The organism is Amycolatopsis bullii (assembly GCF_014654205.1).
Classification (GTDB): Bacteria; Actinomycetota; Actinomycetes; order Mycobacteriales; family Pseudonocardiaceae; genus Amycolatopsis; species Amycolatopsis plumensis.
The window spans coordinates 1-622 of record NZ_BNAW01000117.1; the positions used below are offsets into that span (position 1 = coordinate 1).

The following is a 622-nucleotide window of genomic DNA, read 5'->3' on the forward strand; positions in this document are numbered from 1 at the left end:
TCATCGCGGTGCCGACCGGGATCAAGTTCTTCAACTGGATCGGCACCATGTGGAAAGGGCAGCTGACCTTCGAGTCGCCGATGCTGTGGTCGGTCGGCTTCCTGGTCACCTTCCTGCTCGGTGGCCTGACCGGGATCATCCTCGCCTCACCGCCGCTGGACTTCCACATCCACGACAGCTACTTCGTCGTCGCCCACTTCCACTACGTCCTCTTCGGCACGATCGTGTTCGCGACCTTCGCCGGCATCTACTTCTGGTTCCCCAAGATCACCGGCCGGATGCTCGACGAACGGCTGGCGAAGTGGCACTTCTGGACGACGTTCATCGGCTTCCACACGACGTTCCTCATCCAGCACTGGCTCGGCGACGCGGGCATGCCGCGCCGCTACGCCGACTACCTCTCGAGCGACGGCTTCACCTGGATGCACACAGTGTCCACAATCGGCGCCTTCATCCTCGGGCTCTCGGTACTGCCGTTCATCTGGAACGTCTTCAAGAGCTACCGCTACGGCGAACCCATCGACGTCGACGACCCCTGGGGCTACGGCAACTCCCTCGAGTGGGCCACCACCAGCCCACCACCGCGGCACAACTTCCTCGAGCTGCCACGCATCCGCTCGGA

General features: G+C 63.2%; 1 protein-coding gene. It reads left to right on the plus strand.

What is annotated here, in order from left to right:
* On the plus strand, positions 1 to 622 hold a 622-nt coding region (locus IE317_RS44150), incomplete at both ends, for a cbb3-type cytochrome c oxidase subunit I (RefSeq protein WP_191317311.1).